At 68.9% G+C, this 18,372-nt stretch carries 20 protein-coding genes; 9 read left to right on the top strand and 11 right to left on the bottom strand.

What is annotated here, in order from left to right:
• Positions 1-30: 30 nt before the first annotated feature.
• The 5 genes from OV208_RS07345 to OV208_RS07325 form a co-directional block, all read right to left on the bottom strand.
• On the bottom strand, positions 31-906 hold the full coding sequence (locus OV208_RS07345; protein ID WP_267573101.1) for an HlyD family secretion protein: 876 nt from the start codon (positions 904-906) through the stop codon (positions 31-33).
• Between the two features lie 8 nt (positions 907-914).
• Positions 915-2,507 (bottom strand): DHA2 family efflux MFS transporter permease subunit, encoded by a 1,593-nt coding sequence (locus OV208_RS07340; RefSeq protein WP_267573100.1) that lies wholly within the window; start codon positions 2,505-2,507, stop codon positions 915-917.
• Positions 2,508-2,519: 12 nt separating this feature from the next.
• The gene (locus OV208_RS07335) at positions 2,520-3,224 is read right to left on the bottom strand and encodes a hypothetical protein (RefSeq protein ID WP_267573099.1); all 705 of its coding nucleotides are present in this window, start codon (positions 3,222-3,224) and stop codon (positions 2,520-2,522) included.
• Between the two features lie 200 nt (positions 3,225-3,424).
• Positions 3,425-4,507, bottom strand: a complete 1,083-nt coding sequence (locus OV208_RS07330; protein WP_267573098.1) for a phosphotransferase — start codon at positions 4,505-4,507, stop codon at positions 3,425-3,427.
• A 17-nt stretch (positions 4,508-4,524) separates the two neighbouring features.
• Positions 4,525-5,160, bottom strand: coding sequence for an HD domain-containing protein (locus OV208_RS07325; RefSeq protein WP_267573097.1), 636 nt, complete (start codon positions 5,158-5,160; stop codon positions 4,525-4,527).
• A gap of 87 nt (positions 5,161-5,247) precedes the next feature.
• Here OV208_RS07325 and OV208_RS07320 point away from each other — a divergent pair, with 87 nt between their 5' ends.
• Positions 5,248-5,478, top strand: a complete 231-nt coding sequence (locus OV208_RS07320) for a hypothetical protein (RefSeq protein WP_420714984.1) — start codon at positions 5,248-5,250, stop codon at positions 5,476-5,478.
• A 12-nt stretch (positions 5,479-5,490) separates the two neighbouring features.
• Complete coding sequence (locus tag OV208_RS07315; RefSeq protein ID WP_267573096.1) at positions 5,491-6,024, top strand: imm11 family protein; 534 nt, start codon at positions 5,491-5,493, stop codon at positions 6,022-6,024.
• Between the two features lie 12 nt (positions 6,025-6,036).
• Here the strand turns inward: OV208_RS07315 and OV208_RS07310 are convergent, their stop codons facing one another.
• Positions 6,037-6,366 (bottom strand): helix-turn-helix domain-containing protein, encoded by a 330-nt coding sequence (locus tag OV208_RS07310; protein WP_120536151.1) that lies wholly within the window; start codon positions 6,364-6,366, stop codon positions 6,037-6,039.
• Positions 6,367-6,418: 52 nt separating this feature from the next.
• Between OV208_RS07310 and OV208_RS07305 the strand changes: the two genes are divergently transcribed.
• The 6 genes from OV208_RS07305 (at position 6,419) to OV208_RS07280 (ending at position 11,761) form a co-directional block, all read left to right on the top strand.
• Positions 6,419-6,856 carry an SRPBCC domain-containing protein gene (locus OV208_RS07305; RefSeq protein ID WP_267573095.1) on the top strand — a complete coding sequence of 146 codons (438 nt, stop codon included), beginning with the start codon at positions 6,419-6,421 and terminating at the stop codon, positions 6,854-6,856.
• 85 nt (positions 6,857-6,941) lie between these two features.
• Positions 6,942-7,958, top strand: coding sequence for an alpha/beta fold hydrolase (locus OV208_RS07300; protein WP_267573094.1), 1,017 nt, complete (start codon positions 6,942-6,944; stop codon positions 7,956-7,958).
• Positions 7,959-7,962: 4 nt separating this feature from the next.
• Entirely contained in the window at positions 7,963-8,871 is a 909-nt protein-coding gene (locus OV208_RS07295; RefSeq protein ID WP_267573093.1) for an AraC family transcriptional regulator, read from the top strand.
• Positions 8,872-8,884: 13 nt separating this feature from the next.
• Positions 8,885-9,310 (top strand): VOC family protein, encoded by a 426-nt coding sequence (locus tag OV208_RS07290; protein WP_267573092.1) that lies wholly within the window; start codon positions 8,885-8,887, stop codon positions 9,308-9,310.
• A 120-nt stretch (positions 9,311-9,430) separates the two neighbouring features.
• A complete protein-coding gene (locus tag OV208_RS07285; RefSeq protein ID WP_267573091.1) occupies positions 9,431-11,257 on the top strand; it encodes an alkaline phosphatase D family protein in 1,827 nt (608 codons plus the stop codon).
• 12 nt (positions 11,258-11,269) lie between these two features.
• Complete coding sequence (locus tag OV208_RS07280; RefSeq protein ID WP_267573090.1) at positions 11,270-11,761, top strand: GNAT family N-acetyltransferase; 492 nt, start codon at positions 11,270-11,272, stop codon at positions 11,759-11,761.
• A gap of 9 nt (positions 11,762-11,770) precedes the next feature.
• On the opposite strand, the gene OV208_RS07275 is transcribed toward OV208_RS07280, so the two are convergent.
• The 4 genes from OV208_RS07275 to thrA are packed head-to-tail and all read right to left on the bottom strand — an operon-like array spanning position 11,771 to position 16,054.
• Complete coding sequence (locus OV208_RS07275; protein ID WP_267573089.1) at positions 11,771-12,496, bottom strand: double-CXXCG motif protein; 726 nt, start codon at positions 12,494-12,496, stop codon at positions 11,771-11,773.
• A 27-nt stretch (positions 12,497-12,523) separates the two neighbouring features.
• Positions 12,524-13,186, bottom strand: a complete 663-nt coding sequence (locus OV208_RS07270; RefSeq protein WP_420714989.1) for a TIGR02269 family lipoprotein — start codon at positions 13,184-13,186, stop codon at positions 12,524-12,526.
• A 2-nt stretch (positions 13,187-13,188) separates the two neighbouring features.
• Positions 13,189-13,566 (bottom strand): hypothetical protein, encoded by a 378-nt coding sequence (locus tag OV208_RS07265; RefSeq protein WP_267573087.1) that lies wholly within the window; start codon positions 13,564-13,566, stop codon positions 13,189-13,191.
• 31 nt (positions 13,567-13,597) lie between these two features.
• A complete protein-coding gene (gene thrA, locus OV208_RS07260; RefSeq protein WP_267573086.1) occupies positions 13,598-16,054 on the bottom strand; it encodes a bifunctional aspartate kinase/homoserine dehydrogenase I in 2,457 nt (818 codons plus the stop codon).
• A 438-nt stretch (positions 16,055-16,492) separates the two neighbouring features.
• Between thrA and OV208_RS07255 the strand changes: the two genes are divergently transcribed.
• Positions 16,493-16,792 (top strand): hypothetical protein, encoded by a 300-nt coding sequence (locus tag OV208_RS07255; RefSeq protein WP_267573085.1) that lies wholly within the window; start codon positions 16,493-16,495, stop codon positions 16,790-16,792.
• Positions 16,793-16,856: 64 nt separating this feature from the next.
• On the opposite strand, the gene OV208_RS07250 is transcribed toward OV208_RS07255, so the two are convergent.
• Positions 16,857-18,371, bottom strand: a complete 1,515-nt coding sequence (locus tag OV208_RS07250; RefSeq protein ID WP_267573084.1) for a M16 family metallopeptidase — start codon at positions 18,369-18,371, stop codon at positions 16,857-16,859.
• Between the last annotated feature and the right edge of the window lies 1 nt (position 18,372).

Raw genomic sequence — 18,372 nt, 5'->3', positions numbered from 1 at the left:
GCAGAGCGCCGCCCCGTCCCGCGCTCCAGCTCAGTTCGTGTCGACGATGACCTCCACGGAGAGGCCCGTCGGCATCGCCACGAGCGGGGGCGCATCCAGCGCGATGCGCACCGGCACGCGCTGCACCACCTTCACGAAGTTTCCCGAGGCGTTGTTGGGCGGCAGCAGCGCGAAGCTGGCGTTGGTCCCCCCGGCGAGGCTGACGACCTTGCCTTGCAGGGGCTGCTCCGCGTAGGCGTCCACGAGGATGGTCACCCGCTGGCCTGGCCGCAGGTGGCGGATCTGCGTCTCCTTGAAGTTGGCGATCACCACCCGGGGCGGAGGCACGAGTTGCAGCAGCCGCTGCCCCTCTCCGATGAACTGCCCCTCTCGCGCCGCCAGCCGGGCCACCATGCCGTCGCGCGGGGCCACGACCTTCAGGAACGAGCGCTGCAGCCGGGCCTTCTCCACCGCCTGGCGCGCTTCCTCGAACTGCGCGGCGGCCAGCTCCGGCCGCCCACCGCCCGGCGCGGAGGTGGCGGCCTGCTGCTGGGCCTGGACCAGGGCGAGGCGGGCCTCGGCCCGCGCGACCTCCAGGTTGGCGAGGCGCTCATCCAACTCCACGAGCACCTCGCCCTTGCGCACCTGCTGGTTCTCCTGCACGAACACGCGGGCCACCTCGCCGCTCGCGCGCGCCGACAGCGCCACGATGTCCGAGGTGAGGGTGGCGTCCTCCGTCCGCTCCGTGCCCGCCTGGAGCAGGGTGCGGATGCCCAGCGCCGCCGCGGATGCCAGCACCAAGCCGATCATCACGAGCAGGACCGTGGGCGAGCCCCGGGGCCCGGGACGCGCGGGGGCGGGTGCGGGGGCGGCCGGGACGACGCTGGGGGCCTCGACGGCCGTCGCGGGGGCGGAGGAGTCTTTCATCGCGGGGGTCATCTCGGCCGGGGGCTCGCCCTGGGACGCAGAAGCAGGCTGAGGGGAATGGCGCACAGGAAGAGCACGCCCAGCATCAGGAAGAGTTTCTCGAAGGCCAGCAGCATAGCCTGGGTCGTGACGGTCTGATCCAGCGTCCGCAGGGCGAGCCCGCTCACCGCTCCGGGCTCCAGCCCCGTGCCCGCCAGCCGGGCACCCTCCGCCTGGAGGAAGTCCACCACCGGCGCGCGCCCCTCCTGGAGGCTGGGAACGAGCGCGGCCCGTGAGACCAGCGTGTCATGCGTCAGCAGCATGGCGAAGAAGGCCAGCCCCAGCGAGCCGCACGCGTGCCGCACCACCGTGTGCAGGCCGCTGGCGTCGACCTTCTGATGGATGGGGACGCGGCTGAGCGTCAGCGTCGTCAGCGTCACGCCGATGCCGCTGAAGCCGAAGCCCTGGAGCGCCACCACCGCGGAGATGTGCGCGGGGCTCGTCTGCAGCGTGAACGTGCTCATCTCCAGGCAGCTCACGCCGAAGGCCATCGCGCCCACGGCCAGCACCAGGTGCGGCGGCAGGATGTTGTAGTACCGGCCGAGCAGCGGCGTGGCGATGGCGGAGACAGCCACCCGCGACAGCAGGGTGACGGCCGCCTGGGTCGCGGTGAAGCCCAGCATCTCCTGCATGAAGATGGGGAAGAGGTACTGGCTGGCCATCAGCATGGCGTACAGCACACCCGCCAGCACCGTGCCGGTGAGGAAGGTCGGCTCCTCGAACAGCCGCAGATGCACCGCGGGGGCGCTCGCCTTCAGCTCCCAGAGGATGAACACGAGCAGCCCCAGCACGGTGCCCATGCCGACGAGCAGGCTCACGGGCTCCGCCCACCCCCACTCGTTGCCCTTGGCCAGGAGCAGCTGGAGGCCCGTCAGGCTCAGTGGAAGCAGGATGATGCCCCACCAGTCCACGCCTTGGGCGGACGCGTTGGCCGGCAGCGAGGCCTTGCGCGCCTCCTCTGGCACGTGGACGAACGAGACGACCATGAACAGCCCCAGCAGGCCCACGGGCAGGTTCACGAAGAAGACCCAGGGCCAGCTCAGCTGATCCACCAGGATGCCGCCGATGGTGGGCCCCAGCGCGGGCCCCAGAAGCACCGTCATGGACGCGATGGCGATGGCAACGCCCTGCTGCGAGGGCGGGAAGGTCTGCTGGAGCAGCGCCTGCTCCGTGGGCAGGAGCGCTCCGGCCCCCGCGCCCTGGAACGCCCGGAGGATGACCAGCAGCGGCAGGCTGCGCGTCAGCCCGCACAGCAGGGAACTCGCCAGGAAGACGCAGAGCGAAGCCACGTAGACCCGCTTCTGCCCGTAGCGCCGGCTGAGGAAGCCGGTGAGCGGCATGATGCAGATGTTGGCGGTGGAGAAGCTCGCGATGACCCAGGTGATCTCCTGGAGCGACGCCCCCAGGCTGCCCCGCAGGTGGGGCAGCGCGATGTTGAGCATCGAGGAGCTGAACGTCGCCAGCAGCGTCCCCAACGAGACGGAGAGCGCGACCAACCACTTGTTGCGCGGAGGGCTGAGGCTGACGGCGGTGCTGGCGCTCACGGCGGTGCTGGCGCTCACGGCGGTGGGGCTTCAGCCCTCCTCCGGGTAGAGGCGCGGATCGATCTTCGGGACGAAGAAGGTGGAGGAGAAGAAATCCAGGTACTGCTTGTAGTGCCGCTTCTCGCGGATCCACCCCTTCGTGACGGGTTCGATCTCCAGCCCCAGGGTGGTGGCGTAGTGCAGGTTGCGGAACCAGACCGTCGCCGGGTAGGGAATCTGGTCGTCGCAGATGAACTCCTCGCGCCGGTCGAAGCGCACGCCCCGGAGGATGCGCCGGTTCATGTCCCGGATGCCGTTCTGCGGGTCGATGATCTCCCCGGTGCGCATGTCATAGGCGATGGCGTTGCTCGTGGAGTCCACGCCGTTGCACACGTCGCCGATGTCCTCGCACTGCCAGACGCCCGTGGTCATCCGGCAGACGAGCTGGAACTCCCAGCACCAGCGCTCGCCGGGATGTGGATACCAAGCGAAGTTGCCGAAGGGGCCCACCTTCAAGAGGCCGTGCCCCGCGAGCCCCGCCTTCAGGGGCTCCATCGTGGACGCGTCGATGAGGACGTCCATGTCCTTCGTCTCCGGCAGGCCGAGGACGACGTTCCGGACCGAGCCGCCGATGAGATAGAAGCCCGCGTCGGGCCAGGCGGCCATGCAGTCGCGGACCACGTCGTATCCCGGCCACGCGGAGGACAGCTTCGCGACCCGCTCCCCGATTTCAGCCCTTGTCAGTGCAGTTTTCATCGTCTCCATCCGAAGTCCACGGCTCGGGAGAAGACCGCCCGCGAGGGGCCCTCACGTCCTGGAACCGCGCCCCGACATCTCGAGCGGGCCAAGGACCCGCCGGAGGGCACCGCAGTCACGTCGCCGGGGTGGGCGGGGGCGAGTGTCCTGCCTCCAGGAGGGGCCCTGGTGCGACCGGCCTGCTCCAGGGCTCGACCCTATCAGAGGCCCCCTGCCCCGGGAAGCCGCGCCGCCTTCCGGGAAGGGCGCGCGGGCAGAGGGGCAGGCGGGTCGATGCGGAGGGCGTCGAGCCAGCCGGGCTCCGGCAGGTTGTGCAGGCGGGCGGCCCAGGCGACGAAGGCCTTGAGGTGGCGCTTCTGGCCCTCGCGCAGGCGCGGCAGGTGGGGCATGGGCGGGCGCCAGGCGGAGGCACAGAAGTAGCCCGCCAGGCCGGAGACGCAGGCGGCCAGCAGCGGCGCGTCGAGCGGCAGCACCTGCGCATAGGCCTGGATGAACCGCTCCGGCGCGGGGCCCGGCTCCGCGGCAATAGAGCCGGCGAGCATGGCGGCGTCGAACTCCGCGGGGCCCGCGCTGGCCAGGTTCCAGTCGAAGATGCGCAGCTGGTCGCCGGTGAGCCGCACGTTGTCCGAACGCGTGTCCAGGTGCAGCAGCGTCCTATGGCGCACGGGCCGGGCCAGGCGCGCGGCGGACGCGCCGAGCACGGGCACGCACTCCGACAGCCAGCGCCGGGCGCGCGCGGCCTGCCGACCCGCGAGCACCGCCGGAGCATGCAGGCCACCGGGGCCCGTGGCGAGTTGCTCCCACGGGGTGGCGAACTTGCGCCAGCCCTGCTCGGGCAGCCAGCGCGGCAGGCGCCGCCGGATGTTGTGCTGGTGGAACGCGGCGAAGCTGCGCGCCGCGGCCCGCAGCTTCGCGGGGCTCCAGGGCGGAACGGTGGACCGGCCCAGGTCCTCCATCAGCAGCACGTGCCAGCCGTCGCTCGTGAAGGCGCCGAGGAAGTGCGGGGCCCAGGGGGTGATGAACGGATCCAACCGCCGGTACGTCTGCTCCTCGGCGTGGATGGAACGCGTCATGTAGTCGTCCGCCATGGCGCCGCCCATGCCCTTGAAGAAGACCCGTTGTCCGTCATCCAGTCGCAGCCGGTAGGTCGCGGAAGGGGAATAGCCGCCGTAGACGCGGGCGGCGTGCGCCACGCGCGTGCCCAGCAGGCCTTCCGCAGACTGGCGGACGCCCTCGGGTAGCTGGCGCCACGGGGGTTTCGGTTCCACGCCAAAACGAGACATCGGTCCTCGCTCCTGGCTCAGGAGGCCTGGGCTTCCCGGCGCAGGCTCTCCAGGTCCTCGCCCGCGTCGCGCATCTTGTCGAAGGCCTCCTGCTTGATGAGCCCCAGGAACTGGAGCATCGCAGGATCGAACGCGACGTACTTGTCCAGCTTGTGGAACACCCGCAGCTTCTCCACATGCAGCCACGTGTCCAGCGAGGCCTCGTTGTGCTGCAGCTGCGCCTCGATTTTATCGATGGACTGGGCGAAGCGGGCTTCCGGCGTGGTGGCGTCCTCGAACTCGAACCAGAGCGCCGCCAGCTCGTCCCCGGCCGCGCCGCCCAGCAGGTGCCGCATCTTCTCGATGGCCCGCCGCTCGTTCTCCTGCTTCTGCTCCTTGCGGTCCCCAGTCTCGAACACCGGGATGTCCCCGGCCTCGGCCTCCACCAGGTCATGGATGAGCATCATCCGGAGCGTCCGCTCCAGGTCCACGGGCTGCTCCAGGTGGCGGTGCAGCAGCAGCACCATCAGCGCAGCGCGCCACGTGTGCTCAGCCACGCTCTCCTGACGGCCCGAGGCCAGCCAGCTGTGACGCAGCTCGCTCTTGAGCTTCTCCGCCAGATGCAGGAGCGCGAGGAGGGACTGCAGCGCGGGAACCTTCGTGTCCGTTTCCATGGGCTACCCACTTCCTAACACACACCCGGTGCCCGCTTCTCCGGAACAGGACCGGTCTGGCACATCGGGCAGGCGTTCCTGCGACTCATGGAGGAGACGGCGGATGCGCCGAGCGCCGAGCAACTGAAGGATGTGGGGCACCGCTTCGGAAAGGTGATGGGGGACAACGGGGCCCGGGTGCTGGTCATCGCGATGGCCGCACTGGGTGGCAGGTCCGCGATGGCGGCGCAGGGCCCGCGAATGCCTGGCTTCACGCAAGCGGCGTTGAGGGCGCAGGTGGAAGGTGGTTTCCAGCTGTCGGGGGGGCCTGGCCGGTGAGGTGCGTTCGATGTGCCGGGTCGCTGGTATCTGGCCGAACCGGTTACCCCCGATGGGCAGGAGGTGGATGACATCTGGGAGTTCATCCAGGGCAAGCCGGTCGAGGTTCGTGAACGCTTGCGGATCCCTCTGTCCAGACCCGGCAATCCGCTCGATTTCGACTTTGCTGGAGCGGGGCAGACGCCCATCGTCAATGCCCGCGTCGCCGCCGTGTTCCGCGAACTGGCGCCCCAGAACATCCAGCTCTTCCCCGTCGAAGTGGAAGGCCAGTCCGACCCATACTTCCTGCTGAACGTCGCGCGCGAACTCAACTGCATCGACGACGCGGCCTGTCGGGAAGCAAGACGCTGGGTGCCCGAAGACAACCGGCCGGACCGGCTGGGCGAGTACCACGTCGTGTCCGGCCTGCGCATCGATCGCTCGAAGGTGGGCGATGCACGCGTCTTCCGGCTGTGGGGCTACCACCCGCCCATCATCGTCACGGGCGAAATCAAGGACGCGCTCGAAAGCACGGGCGTCACCGGCGCACGGTTCGTCGAAGTCTGAGGGACACGGCCCTCACTCCCCCTCCAGATCCCGCTTCAGCTTCGACAACAGCGCCACCGCGTGGGCCGCGTACGGGGAGATCCACCGTTCGTGGATCTCCTGGAAGGGCGCCGCGTTGAGGTGGTTCCACCGCGTCCTGCCCTCGCGCCGGACGAGGATCAGCTCCGCCCGCTCCAACACCCCGATGTGCTGCATCACCGTGCAGCGATCCAGCGTGGACGCGAAGTGCTCGCACAACTCCCCGGTCGTCCGGGGCGCGTCCTTCAACAGGTCCAGGATGGCCCGCCTCCGCGAGTCCGCCAGCGCCTTGAAGATGAGGTCGTCCCGGGTGCTGCTTGACATGTTATAAATATATAACCTATTTCTGGACGCGCCAGGAAACAGGAGGGGACCCATGGAGACGAAGTTCCAGGTGCAGCTGAAGATCCAGAAGCCGGTCGCGGAGGTCTTCGACGCGGTCGTCCAGCCGAAGAAGCTCAGCGGCTACTTCGTCCAGCACGCCAGCGGACCGCTCGTGGAGGGCACGACGGTGCAGTGGCGGTTCGCGGAGGTTCCAGGGGACCACGACGTCATCGTCCGGCAGGTGGTCCGGGACGAACGCATCGTCTTCGAGTGGCCCGCGGAAGGCGGCGCCCTCACGCGGGTGGAGATGCTCTTCGAACCGCTCGACGCTGGGAACACGATGGTGCGCATCAGCGAGGCGGGCTGGACGCAGGATGCCCAGGGCTTCAAGTCGGCCTACGGCAACGTGGGCGGCTGGATGCACATGCTCTGCTGCCTCAAGGCCTTCCTGGAGTTCGGCATCAACCTGCGCGCCGGCGGGGCCTTCTAAAAGAATCGGCCCCCGTCGAAGCCGGACGGGAATGTCACCTCCCAGAACCCGTTCCCCCGCGTCCCCACCGTGCCCGAGGAGGCTCATGTCCGTCCGCGTCCCTGCCCTGCTCCTCTCCGCCCTGCTCCTCTCCGCCCCGGCCGCCAACGCGCAGGAGCCGCGACGCGCCCCTGAAGCACTGGGCCTGGGCATGGAGGGCTACCCCTACCCCGCCCCCGTGCAGTTCCTGCCCGTCACGCTGGAGGGCCAGGACCTGCGCATGGCGTACATGGACGTGAAGCCCACGGCCAACGCCAACGGGCGCACCGTCGTCCTGCTCCACGGCAAGAACTTCTTCGGTGCGTACTGGAAGGACACGATCCGCGTCCTTACCGGCGCGGGCTTCCGCGTCATCGCGCCGGACCAGATGGGCTTCGGCAAGTCCTCAAAGCCGGCCATCGCGTACAGCTTCCACACGCTCGCGTCGCTGACGAAGAAGGTGCTCGACACCGCGGGCGTGAAGCAGGCCGTCGTCGTCGGTCACTCCATGGGCGGCATGCTCGCCACCCGCTTCGCGCTGATGTTCCCGGAGACCACGTCCCAACTCGTGCTGGAGAACCCCATCGGGCTGGAGGACTACCGCGAAAGCGTCCCCTGGAAGTCCACCGAGGACCTCTACCGCGAGAACCTCCGGGTCACGGAAGAGGGCCTGCGCAAGTACCAGCGCGGCTACTACGTGAAGTGGAAGCCCGAGTACGACGAGTACGTCCAGGTCCTCTACCGCCAGACGCTCAGCGGCGAGTACCCGCGCATGGCCTGGGTCTCCGCCGCCACGCAGCAGATGATCTACGAGCAGCCCGTGGTGCACGAGTTCCCCCTCGTGCGTTCGCCCACGCTGGTCGTCATCGGCCAGGAGGACCGCACCGTCGTGGGCAAGGGCAGCGTGCCGCCCGCGCTCCTCCCCAAGCTGGGGCAGTACCCCGCGCTGGGAAAGAAGACCGCCGCCGCCATCCCCGGCGCCACGCTGGTGGAGCTGCCCGACGTGGGCCACATCCCCCACTTCGAGGCACCCGACAAATGGCACGCCGCGCTGCTCGATTTCCTGCGCAAGGGCTCGAAGTAGCCGCATGCACTCCATTCGCGTGGTGCGCCACGCGTCGGAGCGGGGCGGCTGGGAGATGGCCCTCGCTGAACCCCCCGCGCACCTGGCCGGCCTCGTCCGCGACTATTGCGGCTATCGCGAGGCCACGGCCGCGCCCCTGCGCCGGCAGGAGCTGCCTGGCGTCCAGGTGGTGCTCATCCTGGAGTTCGGTCCGCTCCTGAAGCACCTGGACGACGCGGGGCGGGTGACGCGGCACCGCTCTGGCTTCACCGCGGGGCTCGACGAGCGCTGGAGCACCACCGAACACGAGGGCGTGTCCCACGGGCTCCAGGTGAACCTCACGCCCCTGGGGGCGCGCCGGGTCTTCGGCCTGCCCATGCACGAGCTCTCCAACCGGGTGGTGGGTTTGGAAGACCTCTGGGGCCTGGAGGCGCGGCGGCTCGTGGAGCAGCTCGCGGAGGCCCCGGGCTGGGCGGCCCGCTTCGCCCACGTGGACGCGTTCCTGACGCGGCGGCTGGAGCGCGGCCCGGAGGTGGATTCCGGCGTGCGCTGGGCCATGGAGCGCATCCACCACGCGGGCGGCAACCTGGACATCGCCGCACTGGCGCGCGAGCTGGGCCGCAGCCACAAGCACCTCATCCACCAGTTCCACGAACACGTCGGCCTGCCACCCCGAAGGCTTGCGCGCCTGCTGCGCTTTGACCGCGCGGTGCAGCGGCTGAAGGCCGGCGGCCCGGTGCGTTGGGCGGAGCTGGCGGTGGAGTTGGGCTACTTCGACCAGGCCCACCTGCACCGGGACTTCCGCCAGTTCACCGGCGGGCCTCCCTCCGCCCTGCTGCGCCGCACGCTGCCGGACGCGGGCGGCTTCGAATCCGGGTCGCAGGTGAAATCCGTACAAGAACCGGCGTGGGGCGATGGGCAGGATGCACGGTGAAAGGAAGCACACCATGTCCACGACCCTGCCCAGCATCTATCCGTTCCTCCGCTACGAAGACCCGGAGGCCGCCCTGCGCTTCCTGAAGCAGGCGTTCGGCTTCGAGGAGCGCGCGGTCTACCGCTCGCCCGACGGTGCCGTGGCCCACGCCGAGCTGACGCTGGGCCACGGGCTCATCATGTTCGGCGGCCCGGACAGCGCGAACCGGATGAAGATGGCGTCGTCGAAGCAGGTGCCCGCGAAGAACCAGGGCGTCTACATCGTCGTCACCGACCCGGACGCCCTCTGCGCGCGAGCGAAGGCCGCGGGTGCGGACATCCTCATGGAACTCACCAACACCGACTACGGCTCGCGTGACTTCAGCGCGCTCGATCCCGAAGGAAACATCTGGAGCTTCGGCACGTATCAGCCGCTCGCCGCGCCGCCGCCGAAGGGCTGAGAGGTTGACGGCCCCACCGGGAGGCGAGCGGGCCTCGAGCCTGCATCGACGGAAGAGGACGTCTATGCAACGCTTCCCGGTCTGGCCGGGTTCCGGCCGTGAAACCCCCAGGGTAACGCGATGAAGCTGCTGCTCGGACCCATCCTGTACGCGAAGGCGCAGTCCACGCCGGACCCGAAGTCCCACGACGTGTGGAGCTTCTACGTCAACGTGTTCCTGGACAGCCCGTCGGTGGGGGTATCCCCGGCCCTGAAGCTGTGTTTCACGGATGCGCGCGGCGTCCAGGTCGCCGCGTTCGAAGAGGTGAGGCCCGCGGCGGACTTCACCCGTCTGCCGAAGGACACCGCAGGCGTGGTGTGGCGCTGGGAGGTGGTTCTGCCGCGCAGGGACGTGGCCTGGCGGTTGTCCTACCACTTCGAAACGGTGGATCAGCCCGGCGTGCCCGTGACGTTCGGGTGTCCGCCACCGCGAAACAACCGGTCCGCGTCCCCGGCCAGTCCCCCGAAGCCGTTGGTCGTGTCCGACGTCGTCGTCCCCGCGAAGGGGGTGTCGCCGAACATCGCGTTCTTCTCCTGCAACGGCGCCAGCCGTGCGAGTGATTGGATCGACCTCGCGGAGCCCTACGCGCTCTGGGACAAGATGCTGCAACAGCATCAGCAGGAGCCGACGGACCCTGCCAAGACGCCGGGCTTCCAACTGCTCATCGGCGGTGGGGATCAGCTCTACGCGGATTCACTCCACAACACGGTGGAGTTGCTGCACGGGCACATGAAGCTGCCCCGGTCCAAGCGGTTGAACCGGCCGGTGCCCGACGGGCTGCGTGAAAGTCTGCTCACCGAATACGTCTGGTTGTACCGGGAGCGGTGGGGAGGCTCCGAGGGCATCGCGCCGCTGCTCCAGCGGGTGCCGGGTCTCTACATGTGGGACGACCACGACATCTTCGACGGGTGGGGTTCGCACGAGGAGCTCCAGCGCTCGCCCTGGTACCGGGCCCTCTACAGCGCGGCGGCGCGGGCCTTCGAGGCCTTCCAGAAGGGCACGCTCGACCAGCCGTGGACGGCGCGCGAGCCGGACGACCAGGAGCTCCTCCAGCCGGTGCTGCGGGAAGCGCAGGACGTGGACCCAAGGGAGACGCGGCACTACTTCCAGACGTTCTGTTTCTCCACGGAGGACTGCGACCTGGACGTGGTGCTGTTGGATTTGCGCAGCGGGCGGACCAGCCGGGTGCTGGACACGGGCGACGCGCATCCGCAGTCCGAGTTCACGGTGATGAGCCGGACGCAGTGGGACGCATTCGACGCCTGGCGAGAGGAGCACCGTCAGCGGCCGGAGAACGGGAAGAAGGCACGGCACGTGCTGGTGGTGTCCTCGGTGCCGCTCGTGCACCTGCGCTTCGGGCCGGCGATGGAGGACATGACCGGAGGTATCAACCTGCGCGACGACCTGCTGGACCAGTGGGAGTCGGCGGTGCACCGCGGCGAGCGCACGCGGCTGTTGATGAACCTGTTTTCGCTGTCGAAGCGCTCCTACTGCGCGGTGACGGTGTTGTCCGGAGACGTGCACGTGGGGGCCAGGGCCCGGGTGCGTTCGCGCAATCCGGACCACCTGGTGCCCGCGCTGGGAACAGTGGGAGAGGTGTTCATCGAACAGGTGACGTCCTCGCCCATCATCCATCCCCCGCCGTGCTGGTTGGCCTTCAAGGGGATGCTCGCGATGTCGAAGGACTCGCGCGAGGACCTGCCCGGGTTTCTCCAGACGGAATTGCTGCCGGTGGGCAAGGAATTGTATTTGAGGGACCGCAACTGGTTGTCCATCCGGTTGGAGAAGCCCAAGCACCGGGAGGACATGACGGTGCGGCCGAAGCTCTGGGTGCGGTGGATCGCGGAGAAGCAGCACCTGCCGATGGAAGTGGTGGTGGAGCCGCCGCCCTTCCCTCCTCGGGGATGACGGGCATGCGTCATGGCCAACATCGTGATTTCAGCACCCCGTGAGCCAGCGGAGCTGGAGGCCGTCCGGGCGCTGTTCGTCGAGTACGCGGAGTCGCTGGGGTTCTCACTCGGCTATCAGGGCTTCGACGCCGAGTTCGCGGAGCTTCCGGGCCGGTACTCGCCACCTACGGGGGCGTTGCTGCTCGCGAGTGTGGAGGGCGCGGCGGCCGGTACGGTGGCCCTGCGGCGATTGACGCCGGAGATCTGCGAGATGAAGCGACTCTATGTGCGACCGGCGTATCGCGGACTGCGCACGAATGAAGGGCTGTCCATAGGACGGGCGCTCACGTTCGCCGTCGTCGCGGAAGCCCGCGCGTTGGGCTACCAGCGGCTCAGGCTGAATACCATCGCCGGGAAGATGGACGCGGCGGTGAGGCTCTACCGGTCGATGGGTTTCGTTGACATCCCGCCGTACTACCCGAGCCCTGTTCCTGGCACCGCGTACATGGATTTGGTGCTGTGATTGCGCTCATCAGCGTACGGGCAGTTCGCGGAACTTGATGCCGACCCAGCCGCCCTGCTCCACAGCGTCCTTGAAGCGGTCGGTGCCGATGATGACGGTGCCGTAGTTGCCAACGCGGAACAGGTCCGTGTCCGTGGGCAGTGAGGCTTCGTCGAGGATGGGGTCGTCTGGCAGCGTGAAGGCTTGTCGTCCGCAAGTAGTGCACGGAGGAGCCAGGTCCGGCGGAAGGCAGTCCTGGTGGAGCAATCCGCGCGGTTCGATCTGGAGTTCGATGAGTTCCGGCGGCGTCTTCTGACGGAACGTCAGAGCTGTCTTGCAACCAATCAGACCGCGCACGCTCGCAGCCTGGAGGCTGTCGAAGGTGTCCCGGCGAACGACGATCCAACAGCTTTCGAGTCCCGAGAAGGGAGCGAACCGACCGGAGGCACTACCTACCAACGGACCGAAGCTGGTGCCGGGTGCAAGCTCGGAGTTTGGAGGAGCCAGGGGACGCACCAAATCCCGGAGACGAACGAGTTCGTGAAAGGGTTCGGGCCGGGCTTCTTCGAACTCGTGTCGTTCTGGAAGCTCCGATAAATCCACGGCGGGATAGTGATCCCCCCAGGTGGCCCAGGTGACACCACATCCCGGGCAGTCCTTCAGCCCTGGCAGAAACCATTTTGGGGAGGCATTGAACTCACCTTTGTAGGTGGTCCAGGTTGCTTTGTCGGGGCGGAGATAAAAATAACGGGTCATGGCCTTGAGTGCTTTGGCTGCGGAAGATCAGTAGTACTGCTGGATGGAATCACCCGTGAGTTGAAAGCGGTAGATGAGGCTTCCGGCGTGTTTGTAGATCTCCGCAGGTGAGGCCTTCCTGTGTGCATCACGGAAATCACGCCAGGCCTGATTCCAATCGCCGCCCTTGGGCCCTCCGCTGTGAATGCGTCGGTGAACGTGAACGGGAATGGGCAGGGTGTAGAGGTGGATGTCGACACCCTGTAGCTTGAACCAATCCGCGAGATCCTTCGCTTGCGGGAAGACATGGTGCTTCTCCATCTTCCCCGCGGACAACCGCCGCTGCGGAACCACCACGGACCGGATTTCTTCGGCCTTGGGGAACACGACGACGGGCTTCTTGCCGCCCGGCAGGTTCATGCTCCCGCCCCAGTTGCGCCGGGGCCCACTGCCCGGCGCAGGGGCCACCGCCATGGGAGGCGGCCGGGGCGGAAGTCCCCGCGCCAGCACCACCTCCCCGGGCACGTCCTCACAGCGATAGAAGCCGCACTGGGTATCCCCGCACAGCAGGGTTACACAGACGTCCTTCCGCGCGTCACCGCACTCCGCTTCGGCCGCCTCCCACCGCTGCTGGAGCGGCGTGCTGGAAGCACACGCCGCCATCAACAAACCCAGCACACCGAACGACAGCCACTTCCCCAGGATTCGCACTGTCACAGAGGCTGAGTCTCGATGCCGGACTCAAGCACCGTGATGACGACGTAGAGCGTGACGTACGGATTGAGGAAGAAATAGCGGAACTCATCACCGGAGAGCGCCCGGATGTGCCAGCGCTCTGCGGCCTCCGAATACCCTCCAAGCTCCGAGGGCAACGGCATGCACCGGACCGCCGTGAGCGCATCCTTCCGGCTCTGGAACACGGGGAGGCCCCCTTCGGGCCCCTCCATCCAGTACTGGCCCAGCAGCTCACCGTCGGCCGTCGCTGCCTCCAGGAGATGGTACGGCTCCCCCGTCGGCGCGGTGTCCTTCGGCATCCGCTGGAGCCGTTCAGCGACCTTCTGGACGAACTCGTCCTTCCCCATCTCCGCCATCTCGACCCTCCAGGGTCCCACTCCTACACCGTCAGGGCAGCGGCCCTTCCACCAATCGCAGCACATCCGCCAGCACGCCGGCCGCCGTCACCGCCGCGCCCGCGCCGTACCCTCGAATCACCAGCGGCGTGGGGCTGTAGCGCTCCGACAGGAAGCTGAGCGCGTTCTCGCCCCCCTTCACCGCCGCCAGCGGATGCTCCAGCGGCACGGGCACCAATCCCACGCGCACGCCCTCCGGTCCCACGCTGCCCACGTAGCGCAGCACCTTGCCTTCCTTCCGGTACGCATCCACTCGCTGCTGGAAGATGCCGTCCGCCTGCGGCAGTCGCGCCAGGAAGTCCGGCAGCGGCCCCGTCGCGTCGAACTCCTCCGGCAGCAGCGACGCCAGCGTCACCTCCTCCAACTCCAGCGTGCGCCCCAACTCACGCGCCAGGATGAGCACCTTGCGCGCCACGTCCGTGCCCTCCAGGTCGTCGCGCGGATCCGGCTCCGTGAAGCCCTTCTCCATCGCCGTGCCCACCGCCTTCGACAGCGGCACTCCCTGCTCCGTCAACCCCAGGATGAAGGACAGCGAACCGGACAGGATGCCCTCCACGCGGTGCACCGTGTCGCCCGTGCGCAGCATGTTCTTCAGCGTGTCGATGACCGGCAGCCCCGCCCCCACGTTCGTCTCGTAGAGGAACTTCCGCTGGTGCCGGGACGCCGTCTCCCGCAGCGCCTTCCAGTGGTCCTGCCGCCCCGAATTCGCCTTCTTGTTCGCCGTCACCACATGAAGCCCAGCGGCCATCAGCGCCGGATACCCCAGCGCCACGTCCTCGCTGCTCGTGCAGTCCACGAAGATGGGCCGGCCCGGTCGCCGCGCCCTCGCCCAGCCCCGGTATGTGTCCAGCGTGAAGCGCTCCGTGCTCGCCTCCAGCCGCGCCTTCCAGCCATCCAGCGCCACGCCCTCCGGCGCCACCAGGCTGTTCCGGCTGTTCGCGATGGCGCACACGCGCAAATCCAATCCATGCGCGCGTAGCTTCGGCGCCTGCTGGTGGATCTGCCGCAGCAACTCCCCACCGACCGTGCCCACACCCGCCACCAGCAGCTCGACAATCTCCGTGGTGCCGAAGCACTTGCGGTGCACGTGCGCCATCGCGCGCGGCCCGTCCACCTGCGCAATCACCGCGGAGATGCTCCGCTCGCTGGAGCCCTGCGCGATGGCCGCGATGCTGCAATCCACATCCGCCAGCGCGCTGAAGAACGTGCCCGCCACGCCCACCCGGTGCCGCATCCCGTCGCCCACGATGCTCAGCACCGCCAGTCCCGGCTGCAGTTCGATGGGGTCCACCTTCCCCGCCGAGCGCTCCACCTCGAACGCATCCTCCAGCGCCTGCACCGCCCGAGCGCCCTCCTCCTTCCCCACGCAGAAGCTGATGGAGGACTCACTGGAGCCCTGGGTAATCAGCACCACGGAGATGGACGCACGCGCCATCGCCTCGAACACGCGCGCGGCCGTGCCGGGAACGCCCTTCAAGCCCGCGCCCGCGATGTTGATGAGCGCGATGTCCTGCAGGAACGACAACCCCCGCACCGGATGCCGCGTCGCCTGCGCCGTGGCCGTCACCATCGTGCCCGGGTGCTCCGGCCGGAAGCTGTTGCACACGCGCACCGGGATGCCCCGTTCGCGCGCGGGGGCAATCGTCTTCGGATGCAGCACCTTCGCGCCGAAGTAGGCCAGCTCCATCGCCTCCTCGAAGCTCACCTCCTCCAACGCGAACGCCTCCGGCACCAGCCGCGGATCCGCGCTGAAGATGCCGTCCACGTCCGTCCAGATCTCCAACAGCCGCGCATCCAACGCCGCCGCCGCCAGCGCCGCCGAGTAGTCCGACCCACCCCGCCCCAGCGACATCGTCTTGCCTCGCGCATCCCCTCCGAAGAAGCCCGGCATCAACAACAGCCCCGGCCCACCCTCCCGGAAGGGCGCGAACCGCGCGCGGATCTCCTCCACGCGGGGCGTCGCCTGGAGCGGATCCCCCGAACACAGCAGCACCCGCCGAGGATCCAGGCTCGTGGGCTGAAGCCCCCGCGCCTCCATCAGCGCCGCGAGCAGCAGACAGGACGCACGCTCCCCCAGGCCCGACAGGTGCGCGAGCACCGACGGCGAGCACTCGCGGAGCAGCCCCACGCCCTGCAGCAACCCACGCAGCTCCACACCTAGCGCCACCAGCCCCTCCGCCAGCGGCCGCGTCTGGGCGGGTTTCAAATCCGCGCTCAGGGCCTTCGCGATGGCGGAGTGCGTGTCCTCGAAGCGGGCACAGACGTCCTGCACCGGCTCGCCCTCCTGCGCCGCCCTCGCCGCGTCCACCAGCAGGTTGGTGATGCCCGACACCGCGGAGGCGACGAGCGCCACCCGCTCCGTCTTGCGAGCCTCCTCGACCAGCGCCACCACGCCGCGCATCCGGTCCGCATCCCCGACACTGGTGCCACCGAATTTCATCACGCGCATGACACGGCCTCCTCGCGGCGGGACAGGGCATGGCGGCGGGAGCTCATCGGGGTCGTCATGGGAGTTCCTGGGGTGTCTCTGGGGTGTGTGGGCAACGAAAAGCCCCGCGCTCGGGAGGAGCGCGGGGCCGGGTTCGGGAGGGGGACCGGGAAGGTCCGTCCGAAGTCAGGCGGTCCGTGCTCCGCGAGGAGTCAGGCCGGTGCAAGTGCACGTCAGGGTGGACTGGAAACGCGTGCCCACGGAGGACGTCGTCCCCCCGTGCCGCACGCTGTCTCCACGCTGTCCGCCCATGCAGTACCCATCCTAGCCGTTTCACTGACACCTGGTCAGTGGGCGGGCAACCAGGCCCCCGCACCCCGGGGCCCACCGTGGTGCGCAGGCCCGAGGCTGCCGACATTCACGGTGTCACCTGTGGACCTACCTCACTGGGAGCACCCCATGCCCACCCGCAAGAAGAGCGACAAGGACGCCGGCGCCCATCACAAGCCCGGCTTCGCCAAGGACCGCGTGGAGCGGGGCCTGGAAGCTGACGACACCAAGCCCCTGTACGCGGACGCCGCCAAGCACTCCACCGAGGAGCAGAAGTTCGCCTTCGACAGCGATGCCCCGGTGGGCGGCAACACCACCCACAGCGGCAGCGTCCTGGAGGACGTGGACGCCGAGGAGCGCGAGATCCAAGGCCGCCTCAAGGCCGAAGCCCGGGAGGACAACGACAACGAAGAGCCCATCCGGGAATGAAGAAGGCCGGAGCCCCGACCCACGTCGGGACCCCGGCCTGAAGCACTTCACCCACGACCCCCGTTTACGGGGTCGCGGCCTTGGGCGCCGCGTCCGAGGCGGGCGTCTCCACCAGGGTCAGCTTGCCCAGCTTGAGCGGCGTCACCTGCTCCTGGATGACCAGCGGGTCGCCCACGAGCACCACCTGCATGGCGGCCGGGTCCAGGTAGGCCTCGGCCACGCGCTGCACCTCGGCGGCGCTGGCGTCGCGCAGGCCCTCCACGCTCTTCTTGTACTCATCCATCGGACGGCGGTGGAAGAACAGCTGCGAGGCGCTGCCGCCCAGGCCCTCCACCGTCTCGAAGGCGCCCGGGAAGGCGCGGATGAGGCCCTCGCGCGCGGCGGCCAGTTCCTTCTCAGTGATGGGGTTCGTCTTGATGCCGGCCAGCTCCTTCATGAACTCCTCGAGCGCGGGGCCCGTGACGTTCTGCCGCACGGCCGCGTACGCGGTGAGCGGACCCACGCCCAGGCGCGTGCCCAGCGAGGCGTTGGCGCCGTAGCTGTAGCCCTTGTCCTCGCGGATGTTCATGTTGAGCCGGCTGCCGAAGAAGCCGCCGAACACCGTGGTGGCCAGCTCCAGCGGGTACTCGTCCGCGTGGCCCGCGGCGAGGCCGGGACGGCCCACCATCACCATCGTCTGCTCCAGGCCCGGCTTGGGCACCACGCGCACCAGCTCACGCGGCGGCGCGGGGGGCGCGGGAGGCGGCTTGGGCGCCACCGCCCCACCCTTCCACCCGCCGAAGTACTTCTTCGCCCACTCCACCGCCTGCGGCAGCGTCACGTCGCCGGTCATGATGAGCGCGGCGGCGCGGGGGCCGGTGTTCTTCACGTAGAAGTTCTTCGCGTCCGCCAGCGTCAGCGACTGCACCGTCTTGGGGGTGCCTCCGGACGGATGGCCGTACGGGTGGTCCGCGCCGAAGACGGCGGCGTAGTAGGCCTGCTGCGCGAGGAAGTTCGGGTCGCCCATGCGGCGCACCAGCTCCCCCAACTGCTGCTTCTTGCGCCGGTCGAAGGCCTTGGCGTCGAAGGTGGGCCGCAGCACCACGTCCGACAGCAGCGCCATCACCGCGTCCACGTTGCGCGTGAGCACGCGAGCGCCCACGAAGGCGCCGTCGGGCTCCACCGACATCGCGGGCGACACGCCCAGGTCCGCGAACGCGTTGTCCAGCGCCACCGTGTCGCGCTTGCCCGCGCCCTCCAGCAGCATCCGGTAGGACAGGTCCGCCACGCCCAGCTTCGCGAGGGGTTCCTGCGAAACCCCCGAAGCAAAGGCGATGCCCGCGAACACCAGCGGCAATTCCTTGCGCGTGCTGACGATGACGGTGAGGCCGTTGTCCAACTGGGCCTTCTCGAACGTGGGCAGCACGATGTCCGGCGGCGTGCCGGGCTTGGGCTGCGTGTCGCGGAACGCCTCGGGATCCGACGCGGGCGTCTGGGGTTGCTGCGAGGCCGGCGTCTCCGGGGGCGTCTCCGCGGGCTTCGTGGTGGCGCAGGCGGAGACGGTCAGCGTGAGGAGGGCGGTGAGGATTCGACGGTGCATG

This window comes from Corallococcus sp. bb12-1 (assembly GCF_026626765.1).
GTDB classification, from domain to species: Bacteria; Myxococcota; Myxococcia; order Myxococcales; family Myxococcaceae; genus Corallococcus; species Corallococcus terminator.
Note: the sequence above shows the minus strand (reverse complement) of the source record. Positions and strands in the feature narration are given on the sequence as shown.